This window comes from Burkholderia sp. AU30198 (genome assembly GCF_020419825.1).
Lineage (GTDB): Bacteria > Pseudomonadota > Gammaproteobacteria > Burkholderiales > Burkholderiaceae > Burkholderia.
The window spans coordinates 210,993-233,176 of the sequence record NZ_JAIZSA010000009.1; the positions used below are offsets into that span (position 1 = coordinate 210,993).

17 protein-coding genes are annotated in these 22,184 nt (G+C 68.4%); 6 read left to right on the forward strand and 11 right to left on the reverse strand.

Translation table 11 applies throughout. From position 1 onward, the window contains the following. Window positions 1-175: 175 nt before the first annotated feature. The 4 genes from tal to LGN19_RS20975 all read right to left on the reverse strand — a co-directional run bounded on the left by tal (window position 176) and on the right by LGN19_RS20975 (window position 4,611). The gene (tal, locus tag LGN19_RS20960) at window positions 176-1,129 is read right to left on the reverse strand and encodes a transaldolase (protein WP_226216911.1); all 954 of its coding nucleotides are present in this window, start codon (window positions 1,127-1,129) and stop codon (window positions 176-178) included. A 168-nt stretch (window positions 1,130-1,297) separates the two neighbouring features. Beyond that, the gene (locus tag LGN19_RS20965; protein ID WP_122945960.1) at window positions 1,298-2,509 is read right to left on the reverse strand and encodes a benzoate/H(+) symporter BenE family transporter; all 1,212 of its coding nucleotides are present in this window, start codon (window positions 2,507-2,509) and stop codon (window positions 1,298-1,300) included. Between the two features lie 55 nt (window positions 2,510-2,564). Then, a complete protein-coding gene (locus tag LGN19_RS20970; RefSeq protein ID WP_122945959.1) occupies window positions 2,565-3,740 on the reverse strand; it encodes a vWA domain-containing protein in 1,176 nt (391 codons plus the stop codon). A gap of 28 nt (window positions 3,741-3,768) precedes the next feature. Continuing rightward, entirely contained in the window at window positions 3,769-4,611 is an 843-nt protein-coding gene (locus tag LGN19_RS20975; RefSeq protein WP_122945958.1) for an AAA family ATPase, read from the reverse strand. Between the two features lie 245 nt (window positions 4,612-4,856). Between LGN19_RS20975 and LGN19_RS20980 the strand changes: the two genes are divergently transcribed. After that, on the forward strand, window positions 4,857-5,216 hold the full coding sequence (locus LGN19_RS20980; protein ID WP_043189035.1) for a c-type cytochrome: 360 nt from the start codon (window positions 4,857-4,859) through the stop codon (window positions 5,214-5,216). 39 nt (window positions 5,217-5,255) lie between these two features. Further along, window positions 5,256-5,615: a c-type cytochrome gene (locus tag LGN19_RS20985; RefSeq protein WP_011352792.1), complete on the forward strand. Its 360-nt coding sequence runs from the start codon at window positions 5,256-5,258 to the stop codon at window positions 5,613-5,615. Between the two features lie 105 nt (window positions 5,616-5,720). On the opposite strand, the gene LGN19_RS20990 is transcribed toward LGN19_RS20985, so the two are convergent. Beyond that, complete coding sequence (locus LGN19_RS20990; protein WP_374105069.1) at window positions 5,721-6,203, reverse strand: DUF1841 family protein; 483 nt, start codon at window positions 6,201-6,203, stop codon at window positions 5,721-5,723. Between the two features lie 210 nt (window positions 6,204-6,413). Between LGN19_RS20990 and LGN19_RS20995 the strand changes: the two genes are divergently transcribed. Next, window positions 6,414-7,343, forward strand: coding sequence for a DMT family transporter (locus tag LGN19_RS20995; protein WP_226216913.1), 930 nt, complete (start codon window positions 6,414-6,416; stop codon window positions 7,341-7,343). A 150-nt stretch (window positions 7,344-7,493) separates the two neighbouring features. On the opposite strand, the gene nth is transcribed toward LGN19_RS20995, so the two are convergent. Continuing rightward, entirely contained in the window at window positions 7,494-8,138 is a 645-nt protein-coding gene (nth, locus tag LGN19_RS21000) for an endonuclease III (RefSeq protein WP_226216915.1), read from the reverse strand. After that, window positions 8,135-9,037 carry an electron transport complex subunit RsxB gene (gene rsxB, locus LGN19_RS21005; RefSeq protein WP_413227224.1) on the reverse strand — a complete coding sequence of 301 codons (903 nt, stop codon included), beginning with the start codon at window positions 9,035-9,037 and terminating at the stop codon, window positions 8,135-8,137. The genes nth and rsxB overlap by 4 nt, the downstream gene beginning before the upstream one ends. Window positions 9,038-9,288: 251 nt before the next feature. On the opposite strand from rsxB, the gene LGN19_RS21010 reads away from it, so the two are divergent. Next, on the forward strand, window positions 9,289-9,921 hold the full coding sequence (locus LGN19_RS21010) for a TetR family transcriptional regulator (protein WP_043189021.1): 633 nt from the start codon (window positions 9,289-9,291) through the stop codon (window positions 9,919-9,921). A gap of 88 nt (window positions 9,922-10,009) precedes the next feature. Here the strand turns inward: LGN19_RS21010 and LGN19_RS21015 are convergent, their stop codons facing one another. Both LGN19_RS21015 and LGN19_RS21020 read right to left on the reverse strand, forming a co-directional pair. Continuing rightward, window positions 10,010-11,491 carry a polyhydroxyalkanoate depolymerase gene (locus LGN19_RS21015; protein WP_226216918.1) on the reverse strand — a complete coding sequence of 494 codons (1,482 nt, stop codon included), beginning with the start codon at window positions 11,489-11,491 and terminating at the stop codon, window positions 10,010-10,012. Between the two features lie 212 nt (window positions 11,492-11,703). Further along, entirely contained in the window at window positions 11,704-13,533 is a 1,830-nt protein-coding gene (locus LGN19_RS21020) for a glycoside hydrolase family 15 protein (RefSeq protein WP_226216920.1), read from the reverse strand. A 166-nt stretch (window positions 13,534-13,699) separates the two neighbouring features. Between LGN19_RS21020 and LGN19_RS21025 the strand changes: the two genes are divergently transcribed. Then, the gene (locus LGN19_RS21025; RefSeq protein WP_226216922.1) at window positions 13,700-14,944 is read left to right on the forward strand and encodes a lactonase family protein; all 1,245 of its coding nucleotides are present in this window, start codon (window positions 13,700-13,702) and stop codon (window positions 14,942-14,944) included. 100 nt (window positions 14,945-15,044) lie between these two features. Here the strand turns inward: LGN19_RS21025 and LGN19_RS21030 are convergent, their stop codons facing one another. Then, window positions 15,045-20,033 carry a DNA translocase FtsK gene (locus LGN19_RS21030; protein ID WP_226216924.1) on the reverse strand — a complete coding sequence of 1,663 codons (4,989 nt, stop codon included), beginning with the start codon at window positions 20,031-20,033 and terminating at the stop codon, window positions 15,045-15,047. A 159-nt stretch (window positions 20,034-20,192) separates the two neighbouring features. After that, the gene (locus LGN19_RS21035) at window positions 20,193-20,738 is read right to left on the reverse strand and encodes an META domain-containing protein (protein ID WP_226216926.1); all 546 of its coding nucleotides are present in this window, start codon (window positions 20,736-20,738) and stop codon (window positions 20,193-20,195) included. A 213-nt stretch (window positions 20,739-20,951) separates the two neighbouring features. Between LGN19_RS21035 and purT the strand changes: the two genes are divergently transcribed. After that, a complete protein-coding gene (gene purT, locus LGN19_RS21040; protein WP_226216928.1) occupies window positions 20,952-22,166 on the forward strand; it encodes a formate-dependent phosphoribosylglycinamide formyltransferase in 1,215 nt (404 codons plus the stop codon). Window positions 22,167-22,184 lie beyond the last annotated feature (18 nt).

A 22,184-nucleotide genomic window follows, 5' to 3' on the forward strand; every position in this document is an offset into this window, starting at 1 on the left:
TGGGAAAGGGCGCATCGGGAGGCGGCCGGCGCACCCGTGACGTGGATTGTAGTGCGCGTGCTTGACGATGGAATGAAAAATAAAACGGCCGCGAACATGACGTTCGCGGCCGTGTGCGGCTGCTTGCTGACGGCTGTTGTCAGGGTTGCTGACAGCCGCTGACGCGTGCTGCGACTTAGCGCAGCGAGTCGATCAGCTTCTCGAGCTTCACCGCATCGGCGGCGAATACGCGGATGCCTTCGGCGAGCTTTTCGGTCGCCATCGCGTCATCGTTCAGCTGGAAGCGGAACGCTGCCTCGTCGATCGCGACGCGCGCGGCGGGCTTGTCCTGCAGCGCTTCCGGCGACAGCTTGCGCGTGACCGTGTCGTTGCTGTCCTGCAGCTTCTGCAGCAAATCGGGACTGATCGTCAGCAGGTCGCAGCCGGCGAGTTCGGTGATCTGGCTGGTCGTGCGGAAGCTCGCGCCCATCACTTCGGTGTTGTAGCCGAACGTCTTGTAGTACGTGTAGATGCGGCGCACCGACTGCACGCCCGGATCGTTCGCGCCGCCGTCCTTCTCTTCATTCCACTCCGCGCCTGCCTGCTTCTTGTACCAGTCGTAGATGCGGCCGACGAACGGCGAGATCAGCTGCGCGCCGGCTTCCGCGCAGGCGGCGGCCTGCACGAGCGAGAAAAGCAGGGTCATGTTGCACTTGATCCCTTCCTTCTGCAGCACTTCGGCCGCGCGAATGCCTTCCCACGTCGACGCGAGCTTGATCAGGATGCGTTCGCGGCCGATGCCGGCTGCTTCGTACAGCTTGATGAGCTCGCGACCCTTGTCGATCGAGCGTTGCGTGTCGAACGACAGGCGCGCGTCGACCTCGGTCGACACGCGGCCCGGGATCAGCTTCAGGATCTCGGTGCCGAATGCGATCAGCAGGCGGTCGATGATGAAATCGGTGCTTTCGTTGCGATGATCGCGGACGGTTTTCTCGAGGATCGGCTTGTACGCATCCTTCTGGACGGCCTTCAGGATCAGCGACGGGTTCGTGGTCGCGTCCTGCGGCTGGTATTGCGCAAGCTGCTGGAAATCGCCCGTGTCGGCGACGACGGTCGTGTACTGCTTCAGCTGGTCGAGTGCGGTAGTCATGGCGATTCGGAAGAAGGGCGCAAGGCGCCGGGTTCTCACGGGCCGCGCGAGCGCGGCGGCGAAGCGAGGCGGCGCCGGGCACCGCCTCCGATCCGCTATTCTAGGCCCGATTCGTGTCGCGCACGTTCTGGCGTGTCCGAAGGCCGCGGCGGCGGGCGCTGTGCCGCGTCACGCGGGGCGGCGCGCGTTCAGGATCACCTGCGTGACGATCCCCGCGACGAGCCCCCAGAATGCCGAGCCGATCGACAGCAGCGTGAGGCCCGACGCGGTGACCATGAACGTGACGAGCGCGGCCTCGCGCTGCTTCACGTCCTGCATCGCGTTCGCGAGCCCGCTCATGATCGAGCCGAACAGCGCGAGCGCGGCGACCGACACGACGAGCGCTTTCGGCAGCGCCGCGAACAGCGCGGCGATCGTCGCGCCGAAGATCCCCGCGATCAGGTAGAACGTGCCGCACCACACGGCGGCCGTATAGCGCTTCGCGCGATCCTCGTGCGCTTCGGGGCCGGTGCAGATCGCGGCCGTGATCGCCGCGAGGTTCACGCCGTGCGAGCCGAACGGCGCGAGCAGCAGCGACGCGAGGCCGGTGGTCGCGATCAGCGGCGACGACGGCGTCTGATAGCCATCCGCGCGCAGCACCGCGATGCCCGGCACGTTCTGCGACGCCATCGCGACGACGAACAGCGGGATGCCGATGCTGACGATCGCCGCGATCGAGAAGGCCGGCATCGTGAACACGGGCTTTGCGAACGCGATATGAAAGCCGCTGAAGTCGAGCAGGCCGAGACCGCCGGCGACCGCCGTGCCGACGATCAGCGTCGTCACGATCGCATAGCGCGGCGCGAGCCGCTTGACGATCAGGTACGTGAAGAACATCGCGAGTACTAGCGCGGTCTGGAACTGCGCGGCGCGGAAGATCTCGATGCCGATCTCGAACAGGATGCCCGCGAGCAGGGCGGCGGCGATGCCGGCCGGAATCTTGCGCATCAGCGTGTCGAACAGCCCGCTCACGCCGACGGCCGTCAGCAGCACCGCGCAGACGACGAATGCACCGATCGCCTCGGGGTAGGGCACGCCGGGCAGCGACGCGATCAGCAGCGCGGCGCCGGGCGTCGACCATGCGACGACGACCGGTGCGCGAAAGCGCAGCGACAGGCCGATCGTCGTCAGCGCCATGCCGATCGACAGCGCCCAGATCCACGACGAGATCTGCGCATCGGTGAGGTGGGCGGCGCGGCCGGCCTGGAACATCAGCACGAGCGAACTCGTGTAGCCCGTCATCATCGCGACGAAGCCGGCGACGAGCGCCGACACGGACGTATCGGCAAAAAAGCGGCGGCCGCCGGCGCGGCTGGCGCTCGCGGTGGGCGAGGGGTTCATGCTATCTCCGGGGGGAGGCCGCTCGGACGCGGCCTTCGTGTCTGGGTGGGTTTCGTTACTTGCTGAGTGCGCGCATCGCGGTTTCGAGGCCCGCGAGCGTGAGTGGATACATGCGATGGCCGAGCAGGTCGCGGATCACCGCGACCGACTGCCGGTATTCCCATAGCCGCTCGGGCTCCGGGTTCAGCCATGCATGATGGGGGAACTGGTCGGCGAGGCGGCGCAGCCATACGGCGCCGGCTTCCGGGTTGTTGTATTCGACCGAGCCGCCGGGCTGCAGCACTTCGTACGGGCTCATCGTCGCGTCGCCGACGAAGATCAGCTTGTAGTCGGGCGTGAACTTGTGCAGCACGTCCCACGTCGCAGTGCGTTCCGAGTGGCGGCGGCGGTTGTTCTTCCACAGGTGGTCGTACACGCAGTTGTGGAAGTAGAAGAATTCCAGGTGCTTGAATTCGGCCTTCGCGGCCGAGAACAGCTCTTCGGTGCGCTTGATGTGGTCGTCCATCGAGCCGCCGACGTCGAGCAGCATCAGCACCTTCACGTTGTTGTGGCGCTCGGGCACCATCCGCAGGTCGAGCCAGCCCGCGTTCGCGGCGGTGCTGCGGATCGTGCCGGGCAGGTCGAGCTCCTCGGCGGCGCCTTCGCGCGCGAAGCGGCGCAGCCGTCGCAGCGCGACCTTGATGTTGCGCGTGCCGATCTCGACGGAATCGTCGTAGTCGCGATACGCGCGCGCTTCCCATACCTTCACCGCGGTGCGGTTGCCGTTCGACGGGCCGCCGATGCGCACGCCTTCCGGGTTGTAGCCGCCATGCCCGAACGGCGACGTGCCGCCGGTGCCGATCCACTTGTTGCCGCCTTCGTGGCGTTCCTTCTGCTCGTCGAGCAGTTCCTTCAGTCGCTCCATCAGCTTGTCGAGCCCGCCCATCGCGTCGATCTGCGCTTTCTCCTCCGGCGACAGCTCGCGCTCGAGGCGCTTTTCGAGCCAGTCGAGCGGAATGTCGAACGCTTCGGACGGCAGGGTGGACACGCCGTGGAAATACGCGCCGAATGCTTGGTCGAACTTGTCGAAGTACTGCTCGTCCTTGACGAGCGTCATCCGCGCGAGGAAGTAGAACGCGTCGATCGACGGCGAGATCAGCCCGGCCTTCAGCGATTCGAGCAGCGTCAGGTATTCCTTCACCGAGACGGGCAGCTTGGCTGCGCGCAGCGCGTAGAAGAAATTGAGCAACATGGCCGGGCCTTCGCGGATGGGGGGAGGGTTACCGGTTGTGCCGGTTCATGTAGACGAGCCGCTCGAGCAGGCTCAGGTCCTGCTCGTTCTTCAGCAGCGCGCCCGCGAGCGGCGGCACGATCTGCTTCGCGTCCACGCCGCGCAGCGCGTCGGCCGGGATGTTCTCGGCGAGCAGCAGCTTCAGCCAGTCGAGCAGCTCGGACGTCGACGGCTTCTTCTTCAGCCCCGATACGCCGCGCAATTCGAAGAAGCTTTCGAGCGCCGCGCGCAGCAGCTCCTCACGGATGTCCGGGAAATGAACCGCGACGATCTTCTGCATCGTCGCCGGGTCGGGAAACTGGATGTAGTGGAAGAAGCAGCGGCGCAGGAACGCGTCGGGCAGCTCCTTCTCGTTGTTCGACGTGATGATGACGAGCGGGCGGTGCTTCGCGCGGACCGTTTCACGGGTTTCGTACACGTGGAATTCCATCCGGTCGAGCTCGCGCAGCAGGTCGTTCGGGAATTCGATGTCGGCCTTGTCGATCTCGTCGATCAGCAGCACGCTCGGGTGATCGGCATCGAACGCCTGCCACAGCACGCCCTTGACGATGTAGTTCGAGATGTCCTTCACGCGCGCGTCGCCGAGTTGCGAATCGCGCAGCCGCGACACGGCGTCGTATTCGTACAGGCCCTGCTGCGCCTTCGTGGTCGACTTGATGTGCCACTGCAGCAGCGGCATGTCGAGCGCGGCGGCCACTTCCTCGGCGAGCATGGTCTTGCCGGTGCCGGGCTCGCCCTTGATCAGGAGCGGGCGTTGCAGCGTCAGCGCGGCATTGACCGCGAGCTTCAGATCGTCGGTGGCGACGTAGTGCGAGGACCCTTCGAAACGCATGGCGGCGCTCTTCTCAATCGGGAAAAAAACCCAGTATAAGTCAGAAGGGCTGTGCGGTTGGGCCGCGCCCGCGTATCGTTGCGGGACTGTGGCGGGGCGAAGCGGGGCGCCTTATGGACGCGTTCCCCGCCGACGCGGTACAATCTGGCCGTTTTTTTTGGCCTGCGTGGCGACCTGACAAGCATAACGGCGCGGGCCGTTGCCGCTTTGGCGCCAGTTTTCCCTCAAGCTAGGTTACAAGAGCTATGAACAAATTCGTCGGCAAACACGTCGTTGTCGCAGCGCTCGTGGCGCTCGCGGGCAGCGCGCAGGCGGCCGGTGTGGTCGGCAACCCGAAGGACGGGGCGAGCAAGGCCGCCATGTGCATCGGTTGCCACGGCATCCAGGACTACCGCGCGGCGTACCCGGAGGTCTACCGGGTGCCTGTCCTCGGCGGCCAGAACCAGCAATACCTCGAGAACGCGCTGAAGGCCTACCGCAAGAAGGATCGTCACTTCCCGTCGATGAATGCGATCGCCGGTTCGCTGACGGACCAGGACATCGCGGATCTGTCGGCGTACTACGCCGCCCAGAAGGCCGACTCGAAGGACAACCCCTACAAGTAAGCGCGCGCCGCCGATCTCTCCGGCGGGACAGGAGCATTCATGAACAACGCATTCAAGACGGCGGCGGTTGCACTGGCGGCCGGCCTCGCGATCGGTACCGCGCATGCGGCGGACACCACGAAGGGCAAGGAACTGGTCGAATCGCACAACTGCGCCGCCTGCCACGGCGCGCAGATGAACAAGCCGATCAACGCCGAATATCCGCGCCTCGCCGGCCAGCATGCCGACTACCTGGTGTGGGCGATGCGCCAGTACCAGATGGGCCTGACGAATCCGCTGCTCGGTCGCAACAACGCGATCATGCAGGCACAGGTGCAGAGCCTGTCGGTCAGCGACATGAAGGACATCGCAGCCTACATCGAGTCGCTGAAAGAAACCGATCTCGTGTTCAAGAAGTAAGCGCGACGGGCCCGACCGGCCCGCGCAGCAAAAATACCCCGCCGAGGCGGGGTATTTTTTTGTCCGCGCGCCGGCGCGCGTGGGCCGGAGTCGCGGCCGCGGCGCTCAGTCGCGCGATGCGCGGCGCAGGATGCGCTGCAGGTACGCGTCGGTATCGGGCGGCGTGCTCGTGCGCTGGGCTTCCCAGATCGTCTCGCCGAGGCATTCCATGATCACGTGCTGCGCGTCGTGGGTCGAGTCGAGCTTCGCCGCGAGCTTGTCGTGCGCGGCGCGGATGCCGGGCGGCTGGTCGATCGACAGCTGCTCGCTGATCGCGAGGTGCATCGACAGGTGCAGGAACGGGTTCGTGCGGCCTTCCTCGGGTGTGTACTCGCGCGCGGTCGCGCCATCGGCGTCGGCGAGTTCGTCGTGGTATTCGGGATGCTCGACGATCCAGTCGGCTGCGATCGCTTCCAGCGGCGTCAGGATCTCGCCCGCGCGCTGCTTGCGCCAGGTCTCGGTGAAAAAGCGACGCACTTCGTCGCGGCTTGGATTGAACATGGTGGGGAAAACGTCGTGATTCGGACGGCGTGATGCCGCGTCGCGCATTGTACGCCGGGTCGGCGGACGGCGCTGGCGGCGGGCTCGGAGCGGGGGGCGCGGCAGCAGTGGCAGCAGTGGCGGTCGCCCGCGGGCCGCGCCGGTGCGCGGCGCCCGCCACCGGCGCCTGGGAACGGGTAAGCGCGGGCTAGGCTCGCCGCTGCCGCGCCGTTACACTCCGACGATTTCCGTCGCCACGCCGTTCGCGCCCGTTCCGTCATGACCGCCACCGCCCGCCCGTCGTCCACCGCCCTGCAGGGCACGCTCTACGTCGCGCTGTCCGCCGCTGCGTTCGGCGCGATGGCGATCTTCGGCCGCTACGCGTATGCGGCCGGTGTCGACGTGCTCGGGCTGCTGATCGTGCGCTTCGCGATCGGTGGCGCGGTGCTCGCCGCGATCGCACGGCATCGCCGCGTCGCGTGGCCGCGCGGGCGCGCGCTCGCGCCGCTCGTGGCGATGGGCGCGCTCGGCTACGTCGGGCAGTCGTTCTGTTATTTCAGCGCGCTGCAACACGCGCAGGCGAGCCTCGTCGCGCTGCTGCTGTACCTGTATCCGGCCTTCGTCACGCTGCTGGCCGCGTGGTGGCTCGGCGAGCGCCTCACGCGCGCAAAGGCCGTCGCGCTCGTGCTGTGCGTCGCGGGTTCGGCGCTGATGGTCGGCGGCGGGCATGGCGAGCCGCTCGGGATCGCGCTCGCACTGGCGGCCGCGGTGATCTATTCGCTGTACATCGTCGGTGGCACGAAGGCGACGCGCGGCGTCGATCCGCTCGCGACTACCGCGATCATCTGCCTGTCGGCGACCGCGACGCTCGTGGCGATCGCCGTCGTGCGGACCGCGGCGTTCGGTGCGCCGCCGCGCTGGCCGGCCACGGCCGGCGGCTGGGGGTCGATGCTCGCGATCGCGCTCGTGTCGACGGTCGCCGCGATGCTCGCGTTCTTTGCCGGGCTCGAACGGCTCGGGGCCGCACGCACGTCGATGCTGTCGACGCTCGAACCGGTCGTGACGGTCGCGCTCGCGGCGCTGCTGTTCGGCGAAGCGCTGTCGCCGCTGCAGTGGGCGGGCGGGGTCGCGATCCTGGCGGCCGTGCTGGCGCTGGTGCGCGCGGGCGGTGCGGCAGCCGACGACGCGACGGCGACGTCCAACGCGTAGTCGGGAAGGGAGAAAGCGGGGCGGCGGCGCGGGTGACTACGCGCGGTCGCGGCTGCGGCTTGCAGGCGGAACCACCACCGACGGGGCGTGCATCGAGCGTCCGGCCGCATGGCGCCGGGCGGTCTGCGGCACGTCAGACGCGGCTGCGCGTCACTCGCTCGGCGGCGGCGTCTTCGGCCTGAATTCGCACAGCGGCTCGATCACACAGTGCCAGCATTCGGGCTTGCGGGCCTTGCACACGTAGCGCCCGTGCAGGATCAGCCAGTGGTGCGCGTCCTGCAGGAATTCCTTCGGCGTGAACTTCTCGAGCGCGGCCTCGACGGCCCGCACGTCCTTGCCCGGCGCGAGCCCCGTGCGGTTCGCGACGCGGAAGATATGCGTGTCGACCGCGATCGTCGGCTGGCCGAACGCGGTGTTCAGCACGACGTTCGCGGTCTTGCGGCCGACGCCCGGCAGCCCTTCGAGCGCTTCGCGATCGGCCGGCACCTCGCCGTCGTAGCGGTCGAGCAGGATTTGGCACGTCGCGACCACGTTCTTCGCCTTGGTCCGGTAGAGGCCGATCGTCTTGATGTACTCGGTGACACCTTCTTCACCGAGTGCGACGATTTGTCGCGGGGTGTTCGCGACCGAAAACATCTTCCGCATCGCCTTGTTGACCGATACGTCGGTCGCCTGCGCGGACAGCATCACCGCGATCAGCAACTCGAACGGCGTCGAGTATTCGAGCTCGGTGGTCGGATGCGGATTGAGGCTCTGCAGCGTTTCGTAGATTGCGCGTCGTTTGGTGGCGTTCATGGAGCGTTCTGGTCGGGTGCGGACGGGCCGCCGGGGCCGTCGTTGCCTGCATCGTTCTCGTCGTCGCCGCTCGCGGCCGCCGCTTCCGCGTCGCGTTGGGCCTGCTGTTCGGCGAGCCGTTGGCGGCGCGCCTCGGCCGCGTCGATCTGCGCCTGGACGGCTGCGCTCACGGCTTCGGTGTTCTTCGGCCCGGCGCCTTGCCCGGACAGTTCTTCCTTCTTCTTGCGCGCACGTTCGAGCGCGGCGGCGATGATCGCGCGCTTCTTCGCTTCGGCGTCGTCCGCGGCCGGTGCGGCGGCCGGCGTGCCGGATGGCGGTTCCGCTGGTGCCGCAGCCGGCTTCGCGGCACTGGCCGCGCGGCGTGCGGCCGCGCGCGCTTCGGCGGCCTCGCGTTCGCGGCGCTGGCGCGCGAGCCGCAGGTCATGGTGCGCGCGTGCGGCATCGGCCTGTTCCTGCGACCACGCGTCCCAGCCGGTGCGATCGCCGGTTACCGGCAGCATCGCGATGCAGTCGACCGGGCAGGGGGGCACGCACAGGTCGCAGCCCGTGCACAGCGACTCGATGATCGTGTGCATCTGCTTCGGCGCGCCGACGATCGCGTCGACCGGGCACGCCTGCATGCACAGCGTGCAGCCGATGCACAGGCTTTCGTCGATGAAGGCGACCGCGCGCGGATGCTCGCTGCCGTTGACGGGGTTCAGCGGAATCACCGGCTTGCCGAGCAGGCTCGACAGGCGCGCGATGCCTTCGGCGCCGCCGGGCGGGCACTGGTTGTAGTTCGCGTCGCCGGCGGCGATTGCCTCGGCGTACGGACGGCAGCCGTTATAGCCGCACTTCGTGCATTGCGTCTGGGGAAGCAGATCTTCGATGCGATCCGCGAGTGTTTTGGAGTCGGTCACGGTGACAACGGGCGCAGCGGCGCCGAATGGCTCTCGGCCACGTCGGGCGCGGCCGGAAAGGTTTGCCAAAGCTCGATTATCGCCGATTTCCCGCATTGCGCTGGACGCCGTCTGTGCGCATAATCGAACCGCTTTTTTGCAGGGGCTCAGCAGGAGGGCGGCCGCCCGCGGCGCGCCCGTTCCAGGGCGGCCGGCGCCGAGGCGGTGGGGGTGCCGGTCCGGATCACGCGGCTCACATAGCAAAACGCCACATGAATCAGCCAAAAATCAAAAGAGATCCTGAAGGTACGCGCCGCCGCATCCTGATGGCGGCAGCCGAAGAGTTCGCGAGTGGAGGGCTGTTCGGCGCACGCGTCGACCAGATCGCGCGCCGGGCCGAAACCAACGAGCGCATGCTCTATTACTACTTCGGCAGCAAGGAGCAGCTGTTCACGGCCGTGCTCGAACACGCGTTCTCCGCGCTGACCGAAGCCGAGCGCGAGCTCGATCTCGACGGCGTCGCGCCGGTCGAAGCCGTCACGCGGCTCGCGCATTTCGTTTGGGACTACTACCGCGACCATCCGGAACTGCTCAGGCTCATCAACAACGAGAACCTGCACGAAGCGCGCTACCTGCACAAATCGACGCGGATCCGCGAGATGATGTCGCCGATCGTCGCCAAGCTCGGCAACGTGCTGACGCGCGGTCAGAAGGCCGGGCTGTTCCGCACCGACGTCGATCCGCTGCGCTTCTACGTGACGCTGTCGGGGCTCGGCTACTACATCGTGTCGAACCGCTTCACGCTCGCCGCGACGCTCGGCCGCGATTTCACCGACACCGACGAGCGCGCCGAGATGGTCCGGATGAACACCGAAGTGCTGCTCGCCTATCTGCTGCGGCGCTGATGCGCCGACCGCGCGGAAGTTGCCGCCAGATGTAAAAACGCCGCCGTGCGCAGGCAACGGCGGCGTTTTTGCGTCGGAACGCGGTGCGTCAGGCGGCCTTGCGTGCGCGCACGGTCTTTGCGCGCGTGCCGCTGGCGGCGGCACGTTTCGCGGCCGGTGCGGCCTTCGCGGGAGCCGGTGCGGCGGCCTTGGCCGGCGCTTTCGCGCGCGTGCGCTTCGCGGCGGTGGCGCGCGTCGTTTCGACCGGCGCGTCGCCGGCCGGCACGACTGCGAGCGTCGTGGCCGCCGGTGCCTCCGGGACATCCTTCGTCGCGCCGTGCTTCGGCTCCGGTGCATGTTCCCGGATGAAGTCGCGCAACTGCGGATAGATGATCGTGCGCCAGCGGCGGCCCGAGAAAATCCCGTAGTGACCGCATTTCTCGGCGGTCAGGCTGCGGCGATCGTCTTGCGGGATGCCCGTGCACAGCTCGTGCGCAACGTGCGTCTGGCCGCTGCCGGAGATGTCGTCGAGTTCGCCCTCGATCGTCATCAGCGCGGTGTGCTTGATGTCCTGCGGGCGCACACGCTCGCCTTCGACATCCCACGTGCCTTCCGCCAGCCGGAATTCCTGGAACACGACGCGGATCGTCTCGAGGTAATACTCGGCGGCCATGTCGAGCACCGCGTTGTATTCGTCGTAGAAGCGGCGGTGCGCTTCGGCGTCGTCCTCGTCGCCGCGCAGCAGGCTCTGGTAGAAATCCCAGTGCGATTGCGCGTGCCGCTCCGGGTTCATCGCCACGAAGCCCGTGTGCTGCAGGAAGCCCGGATACACCTGGCGGCCTTCGCCCGGGTAGTTCGCGGGCACCGTGTGGATCACGTTGTTCTCGAACCACGCGGTCGAGTGTTGTGTTGCGAGCGAATTCACCGACGTCGGGCTGCGGCGCGCGTCGATCGGGCCGCCCATCATCGTCATCGTGAGCGGCGTGTCCTCGCCGCGGCTCGCCATCAGCGAGATCGCCGCGAGCACCGGCACCGTCGGCTGGCACACCGAGATCACGTGCAGGTTACGCGCGCCGATGTGGCGGATGAATTCCTGGATGTACGCGATGTAGTCGTGCAGGTGGAACGGGCCGGTCTCGACCGGCACCATCCGCGCGTCGATCCAGTCGGTGATGTAGACCTTGTGATCCTGCAGCAGCGTACGCACCGTGTCGCGCAGCAGCGTCGAGTGATGGCCCGACAGCGGCGCGCAGACCAGCACGACCGGCTCGTCCTTCAGCTGCGTGACGGCATCGGCATCGTCCGAATAGCGCTTGAAACGCAGCAGCCGGCAGAACGGCTTCTCGACGATCGTCTGCTCGACGATCGGGATGTTGTGGCCGTCCTTGACGATCTGGTGAATGTTGAATTCGGGCTTCTCGTAATCCTTGCCGAGCCGGTACATCAGTTCGTACGCGGCAGCCATCCGCGTCGCGCCGGGCATCAGCGAGAACGGGCTGGACGGATTGGCGAACGATTTGGACGCGGCCTGGGCCCAGGCCGTCAGCGGGCTCAGCATGGCGCGCTGGAATTCGTGCAGTTGGTAAAGCATGCAGACTACTCCCGCGTGGGGGACGGTGCGCAAGGGCGGCGTGGGGCGTCGCGGCGTGCCGTGTGGGTCAGCGGCCGGCCATGTTGCACTGCAGCCGGACAATCGCGTCGATCATATCGGACAACGATGGGTGGTGCAATGCAACATTTCCCCGATTTTTCATCAAAGTTTTGCGATTTGACGTTCTCTGACCAAGCCGCTCGCGCCCCCGTTCAGCGTCCCGTCGCGACGGCCGGCGCGGGCTGGCCGGCTGCGCGTGCCATCGCGTCTTCGTGGTGCATCAGGTTCATCGCGGTATGCACGAGCGCCACGTGGGAGAACGCCTGCGGGAAGTTGCCGACCAGCCGCCCGGCCACCGGGTCGTACTCCTCCGCGAGCAGCCCGAGGTCGTTCGACAGTGCGAGCAGCCGGCTGAACAGGCGGTGCGCGTCGTCGATCCGGCCGAGCAGCGCATAGTTGTCGACCAGCCAGAAGCTGCAAGCGAGAAACGTGCCTTCGCCGGGCGGCAGGCCGTCGTCATAGTCGGTCGTGCGGTAGCGCATCACGAGCCCGTCGTGCAGCAATTCCCGCTCGATCGCCTCGACCGTGCTGACGATGCGCGAATCTTCCGGCGGCAGGAAGCCGAGCAGCGGCATCAGCAGCACGCTCGCGTCGAGCTCGTCGCTGCCGTAGCTCTGCGCGAACGCCTGCTTGCCTTCGTGCCACGCGTTGTTGCATACGTCGGCGTGGATCTGCTCGCGCAGCGCGCGCCAGCGGTCGAGCGAGCCGGGCAGCCGGAACATCTCCGCCGACTTGATCGCGCGGTCGAACGCGACCCACGCCATCACCTTCGAGAACGTGAAATGGAGGCGGCCGCCGCGCGTTTCCCAGATGCCTTCGTCGGGTTCCTGCCAGATCTTCTCGAGATGGTCGAGCAGCGCGCACTGCACCGACCAGACCGTGTCATCGGCCTGCAGGCCGCCCACCCGCGCGAGGTGCAGCGCCGCCATCACCTCGCCGAACACGTCGAGCTGGAGCTGGTTCGCGGCGCCGTTGCCGACCCGCACCGGCTTCGAGTCCTGGTAGCCGGGCAGCCAGTCGAGCTCCATTTCGGGCAGCCGGCGTTCGCCGGCGATCCCGTACATGATCTGGATCTGCTCGGGCGAGCCGGCCATCACGCGGCCGAGCCACGTGCGCCACGCGCGCGCCTCGTCGTAGTAGCCGCCGCGCATCAGCGCGAGCAGCGTGATCGTCGCGTCGCGCAGCCAGCAGTAGCGGTAGTCCCAGTTGCGGTTGCCGCCGATCTTCTCCGGCAGCGACGTGGTCGGCGCGGCGACGATGCCGCCGGTCGGCTCGTACGCGAGCGCCTTCAGCGTGATCAGCGAACGGCGCACGGCGGCCGCGTAGCGGCCCTGCACCTGGCAGCGGCCCGACCATTCGAGCCAGTAGTTCTCGGTGCGCGCGAGCATCGACAGCGGGTCGCGCGCGGGCGGCAGCCGCAGGTGCGACGCCGCATAGCTGAGCGAGAACGGCACGCGCTCGTCGGCGCTCACCGTGAATTCCGCGAGCGTATGGAGGTTTTCGCCGGTGAGCGGCACCGGGGTGCGCAGCACGACGGTGTCGGGGCCCGCGATCGCCTTCATGCCGTCCTCGCGGGTCAGTTGCGTGACCCACGGGATCGAGAAGCCGTAGTCGAAGCGCAACACGAGCTCCATGCGCATCTTCATCGTGCCGTGGCGGCCGACCACGATCCGCACCAGTTCGGACCAGCCGTTGCCGGGCGGCATGAAGTCGATCACGGTGACGGCGCCGTCGGCGCTTTCGTAGTCGGTTTCGAGAATCAGCGTGTCGCCGCGATAGCGGCGCGTCGTGTGCGTGATCGCGGCGTCGGCGGCCGGTGCGAGCAGCCAGCGGCCATGCTCGGGGGTGCCGAGAAGCGCCGCGAAGCAGGCGCCCGAATCGAAGCGGGGCCAGCACAGCCAGTCGACGGAGCCGTCTTTGGCGATCAGCGCGGCCGTGTGGCCGTCGCCGACGAGGGCGTAGTCTTCGATCAGGGCGGGCATGGGCAGGCGATCCTTGGGTATTCGAGTTCACAATGCGGACGGCGGTCGCCAGGGCTTCACGCCTTGGCGCCGCGCCCCGTATACTCGGCCGGGCGGCGGAGCGCATGAACGGTCGGCGTTTCGTCCTATCTCAACACTTGAAGCGACTCGATGCAAGGAGGATTCAATGCCCAACCGTTTACGCGAGCGTGACGCACGCGCTTCGACACGAGGGTTCCCGCTTAGGCTCGCTCACTGGATGAAAGGTTTCGCGATCGTGCTCTCCTTGTCCGCGACCCACGCATTTGCGCAGCAATCACCCGCCCCGGCCGACGGCGTCTACAACCTGCTCGTCGGCACCTACACGGGCGGCGGCAGCGACGGGATCTATGTTTACCGCTTCGATACGAAATCCGGCAGCGTCGCGCCGGTGTCGTCGGTGAAGACCGTGAATCCGTCATACCTGTTGCCGAGCCGCGACGGTCGCACCGTCTACGCGGTCAACGAACTGCCCGGCGACGACGGGCCGGCGACGCAGCGCGGCGGCGTCAGCGCATTCCGCTTCGACGCGAAGACGGGCGCGCTGAGCTTCATCGACCGCGTGTCGTCGGAAGGGAACGATCCTTGCTATCTCGCGCTGTCGCCGGACGGCAAGTACCTCGTGACCGCCAACTACTCGGTCGCGAAGGATCCGGGCGGCAGCTTCGCGGTGTTTCCGCTGCGCGACGACGGCGCGGTCGGCCAGTCCGTGCTGACCGTACACCATGAAGGCACCGGGCCCGTGAAGGGGCGTCAGGACGGTGCGCACGTGCATTCGACGGTGTTTTCGCCGGATGGCCGCTACCTGTTCGTGCAGGATCTCGGCGCGGACAAGATCTACGGCTACCGCTACACGGTGGACGGCAGCCGCGGGCTGATCAGCCCGACCGACACCCGCTACACGCCGGTGAAGGCGGGCTCGGGCCCGCGTCACATGGTGTTCAGCGCCGACGGCCGGTACGCGTACGTGACGAGCGAGCTCAACGCGTCGGTCGAGGTGTTCGGCTACCACGACGGCAAGCTGACGCCGGTCGAGACCGTGTCGATGACGGCACCGGGCTTCAAGGGCAAGGTCGGCGGCGGCGCGATCCATCTGTCGCCGGACGGCCGCTTCCTGTACGTGAGCAACCGCGGCGACGCGAACGATCTCGTGATCTATGCGGTGAACCAGGCAGACGGCCGGTTGAAGCAGGTCGGCCGCCAGTCGAGCCTCGGCAAGACGCCGCGCGAGTTCCTGATCGATCCGACCGGCAAGTGGCTGATCGTCGGCAACCAGGACAGCGATACGTTCTACGTGTTCAGCCGCAATGTCGAAACCGGGCAGCTCGGCCCGAATCCGCAGAAGGTGGCGGTCGGCAAGCCGGTCGACTTCAAGCTGGTGCCGGTGCAGTAAATGAAAAAGGGCGCTGCCGATGCAGCGCCCTTTGTGTTTCGGGGCGGCCGGTTTCCCGGGGCGCCCGTATCGGTTGACGGCGGCCGACCGGCCGCCGCGCTCAGTCGGCCGCGGCCGGCACGAGCACCTCGCGGCTGCCGTTGATGCCCATCGGCGACACGAGCCCGGCTGCCTCCATCTGCTCGACGAGGCGTGCGGCGCGGTTGTAGCCGATACGCAATTGCCGCTGCACCGACGAGATCGACGCGCGCCGCGTGCGCACGACGAACGCGACGGCTTCGTCGTACAGCGGATCGGCTTCCGCGTCCGGCGCTTCGCCGAACAGGTCCTGCGTTGCCCCGTCGGCGGCCGGGCCGTCGAGGATCCCTTCCTCGTACTGCGGCTCGCCGAACTGCTTCAGGTACTCGACGACCCGGTGTACTTCCTCGTCGGCGACGAACGCACCGTGCACGCGCTGCGGATAGCCGGTGCCCGGCGGCAGGAACAGCATGTCGCCCATCCCGAGCAGCGATTCGGCGCCCATCTGGTCGAGAATCGTGCGCGAGTCGATCTTCGACGACACCTGGAACGCGACGCGCGTCGGGATGTTCGCCTTGATCAGGCCGGTGATCACGTCGACCGACGGGCGCTGCGTCGCGAGGATCAGGTGGATGCCGGCCGCGCGCGCCTTCTGCGCGAGGCGCGCGATCAGCTCTTCGATCTTCTTGCCGGCGACCATCATCAGGTCGGCCAGCTCGTCGATCACGACGACGATCAGCGGCAGCGTCGACAGCGGCTCGGGATCCTCGGGTGTCAGCGAGAACGGGTTGCCGATCTTCTTTTCCTTCGCTTCGGCGTCGCGGATCTTCTGGTTGAAGCCCGCGAGGTTGCGCACGCCGACGGCCGACATCAGCCGGTAGCGCTTCTCCATCTCGCCGACGCACCAGTTCAGCGCATTCGCCGCGAGCTTCATGTCGGTGACGACCGGCGCGAGCAGGTGCGGGATGCCTTCGTAGACCGACAGCTCCAGCATCTTCGGGTCGATCATGATGAGCCGCACGTCCTCGGGTGTCGCCTTGTACAGCAGTGACAGGATCATTGCGTTGATCGCGACCGACTTGCCCGAGCCCGTCGTGCCCGCGACGAGCATGTGCGGCGCCTTCGCGAGATCGGTGACGACCGGGTGGCCGGTGATGTCCTTGCCCATCGCGATCGTCAGCTGCGAGGCCGAGTGCTGGTACTGGCGCGACTCGAGGATTTCCGACAGGCGGATCATCTGGCGCTTCGAGTTGGGCAGTTCGAGGCCCATGCAGGTCTTGCCGGGAATCGTCTCGACGACACGGATCGACGTGAGGCCGAGGCCGCGCGACAGGTCCTTCATCAGCCCGACGATCTGGCTGCCGCGCACGCCGAGCGCGGGTTCGATCTCGAAGCGCGTGATCACGGGGCCGGCCGACGCGCCGACCACCGTCACCGGCACCTTGAATTCCTGCAGCCGCTGTTCGATCACCTGCGCCGTCTGCGCGAGGTGTTCGTCGGTGATCGTTTCGATGTCGCCGGATGCGGGCTCGAGCAGGTCGAGTGTCGGCAGTTCGACGTTGAACGACGCGGGCGCGTGGAATTCGAACGCGTTCGGGCGCGGCTGGCGAGCGGGGGTGTCGGGGGGCGGCGGCGATGCGGCTTCGATCGGCGAGGCCGGTTCGGTCGCCGCGGCGGTGGCTGCTTCGGCCGGCGGGGCAACGGGGAGCGCCGGTACGGACAGACTCGCGCCGGGGAGTGTCGCTGCGGGTTGCGGCGGTGCCATGGTCGATGCGGCTGCCGGTGTTGCGGCGACATTCGACACGGACCAGCTGGCCGGCGACGAGGCCGGGGCGGGTGGGGTGGCGAACGCCGTGGCTCCGATTGCTACGGGTGCGGAAGCGATCGATGGAGCCAGCGTCGCGGTGGTCGTGCCGAAGGACGTCAGCGAGCCGGCCGGCGTAACGGTCGAGCTGGCGATCGGTTGCGCCGGAGTCGCTGCGGCCGTGGCGATCGGGGCGACTGCGCCGGTGGACGGTGCGGTCATGTCGGAAGCAGCCGGTGGTACGGGCAGGCTTGCGGCCGGCTGAGGTACGACTGCGCCGGAGGGGCTGAATGTGCCGAATGTCGTACCCGTCGACGAAGTTGCCGGGCTGGCCTGGCGTGTCGGAGCGGGTGCGGAAGACGGTGCCGTAATCGAGCCGGGCGCGACATTGGCAGGCGTCGCGGTGGCGATCGCCGGCGTGGCAGTCGGCGCCGGCGCCGGCGCTGGCGCGTTCGAACCGGACGTCGAAGCCGACGGGCTGGCCGTCGACGGCGTCACGGCGGGTGCAACGGACGATGCAGGTGTCGAGGCGCGGGGGAGCGAACCGTAAGTCGTGCCCCCATCGCTGACCGGTGCAACAGATGCAAAGGTCGATGCCGAAGCGGCGGGCTGCGAAAGCGAAGCCGACGCACCGCCAGTCACGCCGCTGGGGGATGCCGGGGTGACGGATGCAGCGGTCGATGCCGAAGCGGCCGGCTGCGAAAGCGAAGCCGACGTAGCGCCGATCCCGCCGATAGGGGATGCCGGCGTGACGGCTGCAAAGGTCGATGCCGAAGCGGCGGGCTGCGAAAGTGAAGCCGACGTAGCGCCGATCCCGCCGATAGGGGATGCCGGCGTGACGGCTGCAAAGGTCGATGCCGAAGCGGCGGGCTGCGAAAGTGAAGCCGACGTAGCGCCGGTCCCGTCGATGGGGGATGCCGGCGTGACGGCGGCAACGGTCGATGTCGAAGCGGCGGGCTGCGAAAGTGAAGCCGACGTAGCGCCGATCCCGCCGATAGGGGATGCCGGCGTGACGGCTGCAAAGGTCGATGCCGAAGCGACGGGCTGCGAAAGCGAAGCCGACGCGGTGCCGGTCACGCTATTCGGTGAAGCGGCGGCGGTGACCGGCGCAACGGGCGATGCTGGTGCTTGCGCGGTCGAACCGTGGGTGGTGCCAACGAGCGGCGACGCAGCGGCTGCCGAAGCCGTTTGCGCGGCGGCAAACGGTTGAGCGGCGACCGGCGATGTCGGCAATTCAGCGGCAACGGGCGGATTCGTCTTGGCGGGTTGTGCCGTTGACGGCGTCCACGACCATGCCGCCGTCGGCGTGGCGTCCCGAGCGATTGCCGACGGCCGTGTCGCGGATTCCACGGTGTCCGGCTTGGCGGTTTCCGGTGCGACCGGTGTCGGCGCTGCCGCAAACGGCCTGGCTTCGGCGCTTGCGCGCGACGGCGTTTCGGCGATCGGCGAAGAGGGGAGGGCCGCGAACGGTGCGATGTTCCCGGCGGGCTTCACGTCGGCGATGCCCTGCGGCACGCGGGCCGATGCCGTGCGATCGATTGCGGAAGCCGGTTGCGCCGTGACTGTGTCGTCGGTATCGAGTGATGCCGACGGGTTGCCTGCGGCGATGTCATGAACCGCCTCGGTCGTGGGGTGTGCGGCGCCAGCATGGGCCGGTTCCGATCCCGTCGTGTCCGTCGATGACTCGGCGACCGGGTTCCAGCCGGATGCGTCGAACGCGGAAACCGGCTGGCTGGCGAGGTCTTCCCACGGCGCGAGGTCGATGGGCGCGTCGAACGACGGCGCGGGCGTGATTCCCGATGCCGGCGCGGCGGGCGCATCGTCGGCGTATCGGATCGCGTTGTCGGCGCGATCGGGGAACGCAGCATCGTCGATGCCGGTATTCGACAGCGCGTGCGGTGCGGCAGCGTCGAACGCCACGACGCCCGCATCGGCAACCGGTGCATGGACAGCGGGCGCTGCCAGCATGAACGCGTCGAGCACGATCGGTGCGTTGTCGTCGAACGCCGGCGCCGCATCGTGTGCGAGCGGAGCACGGGTGTCATGCGTCGCGAGGCCGTGGGTCGCGGACGCGATCCCGGTCGGCACGGCCGCCGCTGCCGGCGCTGCAATGCCGGCTGCTGCCGCGGCCATACCAGCCACGGTTGCGGCTGCCGCCGCTGCGTGCCCTGCGTCGGCCGACTGCGCATTGTCCAGCGTCGCCCACTGTGCGGTGCTGGCCTCGATCGAGCGCAGCGTGTCGTGCACGCTCGGCGCCGGCGTGATCGGCGCGGCGGGTTTTTCCGTCCATGCATACAGCGGCGCGCGCGCCGGTGTTGGCGGCGCCGGGCGACGTCGTGCCGCATCCGACGGCAGGCCGGCCGAACCGGCTCCTGCGGCGGGGCGTACCGGCGGGCGCTGCGGCTGCGCGGCGGCCGGCCGCGGCGTGACCGTGGTGCGCGGCGGGGTCTGCTTCAACGCGGCGGTGGCCGGTCGCGCGGCAGTCGGCCGCGGGCGGACGGGTTCGAATCCGACCGGAAGCGGGGCCGGGTCAGGGCGCGGGACTTGCGAGTTCGCCGCTGCGCGCGCGAGGCTGGCGGTGCTGCCGGTCGTGGGCGGCGGCATCGCGCTGGCCGGGGGGATCGGCGCGGGCGGCGTCGGCATGCGCTGGGGCGCAGTTGGCTTCAACCAGCCCGACGGCGCAACGGGTTCCACATGAGGGCGCGGGGGCGGGGTGCCGCGCGGCTTCGGCCGCGCCTGCGGGTCGGGTTTCCACAGCGTCGGACGCGAATACCGGCCGTTCTGGCGCGGCGCCATCGAGTTGACGGTATGCGCGGTGCTCGGCTGGACGACGTCGTCGTCGCGATGCAGCGCGCTGCGCGGCAGGTCGGCGATGCTGCGTGCATCGTCGTCGCTGCCGTCGCGCGACAGCTTGACGCCGAACGACGTGTCGACCCACGCGGCGAACTGCCGCCAGCCGATGCCGGTCAGCCAGGGCAGCCCGGCGAAGAACAGCACGACCATCGCGACCGGCGTGCCGATCGGGCCGAGCACGTGGGCGAAGCCTGCCGAGAACGCATGGCCGAGTGCGTTCGTGTCGGGGCCCGACAGCGGGCTCGTCAGCGTGCAGCTCGCCACGAACACCGCAGCGAAGCCGAGCCACAGGCGGATCGAGCCGCGGCCGGCGAGCCCGACGCCGCCAGGCAGCATCGCCTGCACGAGACGCCAGAAGAGAAGGAGGAACCAGACGGCGGAGATGCCGAACCAGCCGAAGACTACCGTGTGCATGCTTTGAAACAGGAGTGGGGAGGGGCGCGCGGGGCGCGACCCGCCGAGTTTAACCGGCCGGCGAACAAGACTCTAACGCGGCGTGCATCCGATTCACACCGCGCGACGCGTGTGCGCGGCACGCGAAGGCGGTCGGTCGGCCTTCGCGCGCGCCGTGCATCAGGGGCTCCGGTGCGTGAAGGTCAGCGTTGCGCCGGAAGCGGTCACGATCTGCAATTGCTGCGGCTCGCGCATCTGCACGCCGGTCTTGTCGACGTGGGCGAGTGCGTCGAGGTAAGCGGCTTCGAGCTGGCCGCCGAGCGTATTCGGGCAGGCCATCCGCGTGCCGGCGAGCGGCCCGAAGCTCAGCAGGCCGTTCTTGATCGCGTAGGTGCCCATGTAGCGGTTGCAGCCCGAGAACCCGCTGGCGCGCCGGATGCCGGAATCGGTCGACAGCGCGAGCTTGATCGGTTCGCCGTTGTCGCCGTGCGGGATCGCGCGCTGCGAGCCGTCGGCGTTCAGCCAGCTGGTGAGTTCCCAGCTCGTGTCGTCGAGCAGCTGGACGGCGGCCGGGTTGTACGGGTCGGGTGCGGGGGCGGCGGAATCGGGATTGGTCGGCATCGCGCAGGCGGCGAGAAGCGTGGCAAGCGTCAACGCGCAGAGCGGCGCGCGCAACGGGCGAAGCAGGCCGGTGCGTGCGCGTGCGGCGGCGGACAGGTGGGACATGAGCCTCGTTCCTCATCGGATTCTGATCAAGGCGTAAGAGTAACGCACCCGCCCCGCGGCAGGCGAGCCGACACTTCGCGCATGAAAACGTTCGCAGCCCGCTCGCGAGCGGCCCGCGGCCGGTTGCCGGCACGGCGAAACGCGCCAAACCGGTGTCGTGGCGCGTGTTAACATCGGAGCCGTTTTCGTCCTCCACCAGAAGCGGGTAATCACATGCAGATCGGTCAGCGGCTCGGTACGCCGCTCTCACCCTCGGCCACGCGCGTCATGCTGCTCGGCGCCGGCGAACTCGGCAAGGAAGTCATCATCGCGTTGCAGCGGCTCGGCGTCGAAGTCGTCGCGGTCGACCGCTATCCGGACGCACCGGGCCATCAGGTCGCGCATCGCGCGCACGTGATCGACATGACGGACGCCGCCGCGCTGCGGGCGATCGTCGAGGCCGAGCGCCCACACCTGATCGTGCCCGAGATCGAGGCGATCGCGACCGACGCGCTCGCGGCGATCGAGGCGGCCGGCCTCGCCGAGGTGATCCCGACCGCACGCGCGACGCAGCTCACGATGAACCGCGAAGGGATCCGCCGGCTCGCGGCCGAGGAACTCGGCCTGCCGACGTCGCCGTATGCGTTCGCGGATTCGTTCGAAGCGTTCAGCGCGGCGATCGCGAAGATCGGCATGCCGTGCGTCGTGAAGCCCGTGATGTCGTCGTCGGGCAAGGGGCAGTCGGTCGTGAAGACGGAAGCCGACGTGAAGCCGGCGTGGGACTACGCGATGGCGGGCGGCCGCGTGAACCACGGCCGCGTGATCGTCGAGGGCTTTGTCGACTTCGACTACGAGATCACGCAGCTCACCGTGCGCGCGATCGATCCGGCGACGAACGCCACGCGCACCTACTTCTGCGAGCCGGTCGGCCACGTGCAGGTCGCGGGCGACTACGTCGAGTCGTGGCAGCCGCAGCCGATGAGCGCGACGGCGCTCGAGAAGTCGCGCGAGATCGCGCACAAGGTCACCGAGGCGCTCGGCGGGCGCGGCATGTTCGGCGTCGAACTGTTCGTGCGCGGTGACGACGTGTGGTTCTCCGAGGTGAGCCCGCGGCCGCACGATACGGGCCTCGTCACGCTCGCATCGCAGCGCCAGTCGGAATTCGAGTTGCACGCGCGCGCGATTCTCGGGCTGCCGGTCGATCCGGCACTCGGCACGCCGGCCGCATCGGCCGTGATCTACGGCGGGCTCGACGAGCGCGGCATCGCGTTCGAAGGCGTGCGCGACGCGCTGGCGGTGCCGGGCGCCGACCTGCGCCTGTTCGGCAAGCCGGAAAGTTTTGCGAAGCGGCGCATGGGCGTCGCGCTGGCGACCGGTGCGACCGTCGACGAAGCCCGCGAACGCGCGAAGCGTGCCGCCGCGGCCGTCCGGCCCGTGTCGGCGCGCTGACGTAACCAGGAGAGGACG

Excerpts from the sequence above, each read along its gene's own strand:
- tal (WP_226216911.1), bottom strand. The coding sequence starts at position 1,129 with ATGACTACCGCACTCGACCAGCTGAAGCAGTACACGACCGTCGTCGCC.
- LGN19_RS20965 (WP_122945960.1), bottom strand. The coding sequence starts at position 2,509 with ATGAACCCCTCGCCCACCGCGAGCGCCAGCCGCGCCGGCGGCCGCCGC.
- LGN19_RS20970 (WP_122945959.1), bottom strand. The coding sequence starts at position 3,740 with ATGTTGCTCAATTTCTTCTACGCGCTGCGCGCAGCCAAGCTGCCCGTC.
- LGN19_RS20975 (WP_122945958.1), bottom strand. The coding sequence starts at position 4,611 with ATGCGTTTCGAAGGGTCCTCGCACTACGTCGCCACCGACGATCTGAAG.
- LGN19_RS20980 (WP_043189035.1), top strand. The coding sequence starts at position 4,857 with ATGAACAAATTCGTCGGCAAACACGTCGTTGTCGCAGCGCTCGTGGCG.
- LGN19_RS20985 (WP_011352792.1), top strand. The coding sequence starts at position 5,256 with ATGAACAACGCATTCAAGACGGCGGCGGTTGCACTGGCGGCCGGCCTC.
- LGN19_RS20990 (WP_374105069.1), bottom strand. The coding sequence starts at position 6,203 with ATGCGCGACGCGGCATCACGCCGTCCGAATCACGACGTTTTCCCCACC.
- LGN19_RS20995 (WP_226216913.1), top strand. The coding sequence starts at position 6,414 with ATGACCGCCACCGCCCGCCCGTCGTCCACCGCCCTGCAGGGCACGCTC.
- nth (WP_226216915.1), bottom strand. The coding sequence starts at position 8,138 with ATGAACGCCACCAAACGACGCGCAATCTACGAAACGCTGCAGAGCCTC.
- LGN19_RS21010 (WP_043189021.1), top strand. The coding sequence starts at position 9,289 with ATGAATCAGCCAAAAATCAAAAGAGATCCTGAAGGTACGCGCCGCCGC.
- LGN19_RS21015 (WP_226216918.1), bottom strand. The coding sequence starts at position 11,491 with ATGCTTTACCAACTGCACGAATTCCAGCGCGCCATGCTGAGCCCGCTG.
- LGN19_RS21020 (WP_226216920.1), bottom strand. The coding sequence starts at position 13,533 with ATGCCCGCCCTGATCGAAGACTACGCCCTCGTCGGCGACGGCCACACG.
- LGN19_RS21025 (WP_226216922.1), top strand. The coding sequence starts at position 13,700 with ATGCCCAACCGTTTACGCGAGCGTGACGCACGCGCTTCGACACGAGGG.
- LGN19_RS21030 (WP_226216924.1), bottom strand. The coding sequence starts at position 20,033 with ATGCACACGGTAGTCTTCGGCTGGTTCGGCATCTCCGCCGTCTGGTTC.
- LGN19_RS21035 (WP_226216926.1), bottom strand. The coding sequence starts at position 20,738 with ATGTCCCACCTGTCCGCCGCCGCACGCGCACGCACCGGCCTGCTTCGC.
- purT (WP_226216928.1), top strand. The coding sequence starts at position 20,952 with ATGCAGATCGGTCAGCGGCTCGGTACGCCGCTCTCACCCTCGGCCACG.